Genomic DNA, 4,381 nt, shown 5'->3' with positions numbered 1-4,381 from the left:
TGGCGGGCGTCGTCGCCGCGCCCAAGCAGTCGGACCGTCCCGGCGACGGGTCCGCGCTGGCCCGGCTGGGGGCGCATCTGGCGGGATCACTGCTCACCGCTCTGCCGGTGGGCGCGGGCCTGGGGCTCCTGGGCATGGCCGTCAACCAGGTCGTGGGGCAGGTGCCCGTCGCCCCCGTTTTGGCGGGATGGTCCCTGCTCGCCCTGATGTACGGCCTGCACGAGACCGGGCTCGTCCGCATGCCCACCCCCATGCGACGTCAGCAGCTGCCACGGCACCTGCGCCGGGTTGGCCGGCCCATGAGGGTCTCGTTCTACTTCGGGACGTTGATCGGGCCGGGGTTCATGATCTTCATCCGTTCGAGCGCGTACTACCTGCTCTTCCTTGGCACCGTGGCGCTCGCGAACCCCGCCCTGGGTGCGGCGTTGTTCGCCGCCGTGTCGGTCGGCCGATGCGGGCCGTCGGTCATGGCGATCGTGCACCAGCACCGCGGCGGCACGATGGGTGACTTCCTGCTCAAGTGCATGTCCGCGGACCGGCTCGTGCAGCTCGCCGCGGGCTCTGGCCTGCTCGCCCTGGCCGGGTTCGGAGCCGCGGCTCTGGCCATGTGACAGCGGCGCCCACCAGGAGTGCCCGCGGGGCACCCGGTCCGTCACACGGGCCGGGTGCCCCACAGGTGCGTGAGCGTCCCGGTACGTCCGCCCGAGGCGGTCCGGGACTCCGGGAGCCGCCGGGTAGCATGGACCGGCCCGGGTCCGTCGTCGGAGTTGGTGCGCCCATCACGGGTGGCCCGGAGTCACCCGTCGTCCACTGCCGAGGAGATCGCCCCCCGTGTCCGAGAACCGCATGCCGGAAGCCGACGTCGACGCGACGGGTGCGGGCACCGTGACCACGACCGTCATCCCGGCGGGGGAGCCGGCGGGCAAGATCCTCGCCGAGCGGGAACTGCAGGTCAGGAGTGGGCCCGGCACCATCGTGGTGGTGCGCGACCCGGGTGGCGCGCTGCGCGATCTGTCGTGGGTCCCCGAGGTGGACACCCAGGTCGAACTCGTCCGTGCGGACACTGAGGACGGCAGGTCCGTCATCAGACACTCCTGCGCCCACGTCCTGGCGCAGGCCGTGCAGGACAAGTTCCCCGAGGCGAAGCTGGGGATCGGCCCGCCGATCGAGAACGGCTTCTACTACGACTTCGACGTGGCCGAACCGTTCACCCCCGAGGACCTCAAGGACCTCGAGAAGCGGATGAAGAAGATCATCAAGTCGGGCCAGCGGTTCGCCCGGCGCGAGTACGCCTCGCTGGACGAGGCCCGCGCCGAACTCGCGGGCGAGCCCTACAAGCTCGAACTGGTCGAGGACAAGGGCCGGGCCGACTCAGGCGACGCCGGGGGCGCCGAGGCGCTCGAGGACGCGGAGATCATGGAGGTCGGGGCGGGAGCGCTGACCGCGTACGACAACCTCAACCCTCGGACCGGCGAGGTGATCTGGTCGGACCTGTGCCGGGGGCCCCACGCACCGACCACCAAGTTCATCCCCGCGTTCACCCTCACCCGGTCCTCCGCGGCGTACTGGCGCGGGGACCAGAAGAACGCCGGCCTCCAGCGCATCTACGGCACGGCGTGGGAGAGCACGGAGGCGATGGACGCCTACCTCGATCGCCTCGCCGAGGCGGAGAAGAGGGACCACCGCCGGTTGGGTACCGAGCTCGACCTGTTCAGTTTCCCGGACGAGATCGGGTCGGGGTTCCCGGTGTTCCACCCGCGCGGCGGGATCATCCGCAACGAGATGGAACAGCACTCCCTACGCCGCCATCTCGCGGCCGGGTACTCGCTGGTCAACACGCCCCACGTGACCAAGGGCGACCTCTTCCGCAAGTCCCAGCACCTGAGCTGGTACTCGGAGGGGATGTTTCCCCCCATGGTGCTCGACGCCGAGTACGACGCCGAGGGCAACGAGACCAAGCCGGGTCAGGACTACTACGTCAAGCCCATGAACTGCCCCATGCACAACCTGGTCTTCGACTCCCGCGGCCGCTCCTACCGCGAACTGCCCCTGCGGATGTTCGAGTTCGGCACGGTCTACCGCTACGAGAAATCCGGCGTCGTCCACGGCCTCACCCGCGCTCGTGGATTCACTCAGGACGACGCCCACATCTACTGCACCGAGGAGCAGATGGAGGGCGAGATCGCCTCCGTCCTGTCCTTCATCATCTCGCTGCTGCGCGACTACGGACTCGAGGACTTCTACCTCGAGCTGTCCACCAAGGACCCCGAGAAGTACGTCGGGGGCGACGAGATCTGGGAGCGGGCCACCGAGACGCTCGAGCGGGTCGCCACCCACTCCGGCCTCGAGCTGGTCCCGGACCCGGGCGGGGCGGCGTTCTACGGCCCCAAGATCTCGGTCCAGGCTCGGGATGCGATCGGACGCACCTGGCAGATGTCCACCGTGCAGCTCGACTTCAACCTCCCCGAGCTCTTCGATCTCACCTACAACGCCGCCGACGGCACCAAGAAGCGTCCCGTGATGATCCACCGGGCACTCTTCGGTTCGATCGAACGATTCTTCGCCGTCCTGCTCGAGCACTACGCGGGGATGTTCCCGGCGTGGCTGGCCCCCGTGCAGGTGGTCGGGATCCCCGTGGCGGAGGCCCACGAGAAGCACCTCGAGGACGTGATCGACGAGCTCCGGGGCCGGGGGATCCGCGCCGAGCTCGATCTGGCCGACGAGCGGATGCAGAAGAAGATCCGCACCCACACGACCGGCAAGGTCCCGTTCATGCTGCTGGCCGGCGACCGGGACGTGGAGGCGGGGGCGGTGAGCTTCCGGTTCCCCGACGGCACCCAACTGAACGGGGTCTCGCGTACCGCCGCGATGGACAAGATCGGGTACTGGATCAACTCGCGGCGCAACGACGTGCCCACCGCGGAGCGGGTGTGACGCCCCGGGAGCCGATCCGGTCGGACGGCTACCGCCAGTACGGGGCGGGGGAGGACCGTCTCCAACGGCTGTGGACCCCGTATCGCATGGCCTACATCGCGGAATCGGCGCCCCCGCCCGTCGAGGGCATGACGGGGGAGCCGTTCCTCGACATCCCCCGGATGAGTGACGAGGACGGTCTGGTGGTGGCCCGCGGAGCGGCCGTCTACGTGGTCCTCAACCTCTACCCCTACAACCCGGGGCACTCCATGGTGGTGCCGTACCGCAAGGTGGCCGACCTGGAGGATCTCGACGACGACGAGTCGCGCGAACTCATGTCCTACACGCAGCACCTCATCCGGGTCATCAAGGCCGTGTCCCGGCCCGATTCCTTCAACGTGGGACTCAACCTGGGCAGTGCCGCGGGGGGATCGCTGTCCGGCCATCTCCATCAGCACGTCGTGCCGCGCTGGATCGGGGACGCCAACTTCATTACCGTGACCGGCGACACCAAGGTGCTGCCGCAGCTGCTCCGCCAGACCCGACAGCTCCTGGCCGAGGCGTGGTCGACGGTGCCCGGTCCCGACCGCACCTGATTCGGGGGAAGAGATGCTCAGCGAGTTCGGAAGGTCGGGCGTCACCAAGGTGGCGCACCCCTTCGCGGCGTTCCTGGTCCGGATCGGGGTCACGGCCAACGGCATCACCCTGACCGGGCTCATCCTGACCTGCGCGGCGGCGGTGGTCCTCTTCGGCAACGGCCATCTGGTCGCCGGGGCGATAGTGATCGCCCTGTGCACCCTGCTCGACCTGGTCGACGGCGCGGTCGCACGGGCGGGAGACGGCGGGTCCCCGTACGGCGCACTGGTCGACGCGGTGTCGGACCGGGTGGCGGACGGCGTCATACTCGCCTCCCTGCTGTGGTGGCTCGTGGACGGGCGCCCCGACGACAAGTACGCACTCGGCATGCTGCTGGCCTGCCTCGTGCTCTCGCAGGTGGTCTCCTATTCCAAGGCGCGTGCGGACGCCGGCGGACTGCGCACGCCCGGTGGCCTCATGGAACGCGCCGACCGTCTGGTGTTGATCCTCCTCGGCGCCGGGCTGGAGGGACTGGGGGTGCCCTGGGCCCTCTCGGTCGCGCTCACGGTGGTGGCGGTGGGCAGCCTCGTCACCGTCATCCAACGGGTGTGGGGCGGGCGGGCCGACTACCTCGGGCGGCCCGACCGGCTCGAGTCACCGTCGGCGGGCGACCTGTGACCCGCACGGGCCAGCGCCTCTCGGACCTCGGATACGCCGCGGGGTGGGCTGTGGTCCGCGCGCTTCCCGAACCGGTGGCGCGGGCCCTGTTCCGGGCCGGGGCGGATCTCGCCGCCCGACGTCAGGGCGAGGACTCCCAACTACGCCGGAACCTGTCGCGGGTCCTCGGCGTCGAGCCGGCACAGGTTCCGGACGACCTCATCCGGGACTCCTT

The 4,381-nt window shown here is 69.8% G+C and carries 5 protein-coding genes; all 5 read left to right on the top strand.

What is annotated here, in order from left to right:
- The coding region (locus tag G6019_RS09470) for a methylamine utilization protein (RefSeq protein ID WP_182627487.1) at positions 1–611 on the top strand (611 nt) is incomplete at its 5' end.
- A gap of 235 nt (positions 612–846) precedes the next feature.
- Positions 847–2,934: a threonine--tRNA ligase gene (gene thrS, locus G6019_RS09465; RefSeq protein ID WP_107758098.1), complete on the top strand. Its 2,088-nt coding sequence runs from the start codon at positions 847–849 to the stop codon at positions 2,932–2,934.
- Positions 2,931–3,509 (top strand): HIT family protein, encoded by a 579-nt coding sequence (locus G6019_RS09460; protein WP_107756559.1) that lies wholly within the window; start codon positions 2,931–2,933, stop codon positions 3,507–3,509. The genes thrS and G6019_RS09460 overlap by 4 nt, the downstream gene beginning before the upstream one ends.
- A 13-nt stretch (positions 3,510–3,522) precedes the next feature.
- Complete coding sequence (gene pgsA / locus G6019_RS09455; protein WP_107756558.1) at positions 3,523–4,167, top strand: phosphatidylinositol phosphate synthase; 645 nt, start codon at positions 3,523–3,525, stop codon at positions 4,165–4,167.
- Positions 4,164–4,381, top strand: a 218-nt coding sequence (locus G6019_RS17270; RefSeq protein WP_439822627.1) for an LpxL/LpxP family acyltransferase, incomplete at its 3' end; no start/stop codon positions are given. The genes pgsA and G6019_RS17270, both read left to right, overlap by 4 nt.

Source organism: Dietzia sp. DQ12-76 (assembly GCF_014145045.1).
Taxonomy (GTDB): Bacteria; Actinomycetota; Actinomycetes; order Mycobacteriales; family Mycobacteriaceae; genus Dietzia.
This window is presented reverse-complemented; position numbering and strand designations above follow the sequence as displayed.

Excerpts from the sequence above, each read along its gene's own strand:
- pgsA (WP_107756558.1), top strand. The coding sequence starts at position 3,523 with ATGCTCAGCGAGTTCGGAAGGTCGGGCGTCACCAAGGTGGCGCACCCC.
- thrS (WP_107758098.1), top strand. The coding sequence starts at position 847 with ATGCCGGAAGCCGACGTCGACGCGACGGGTGCGGGCACCGTGACCACG.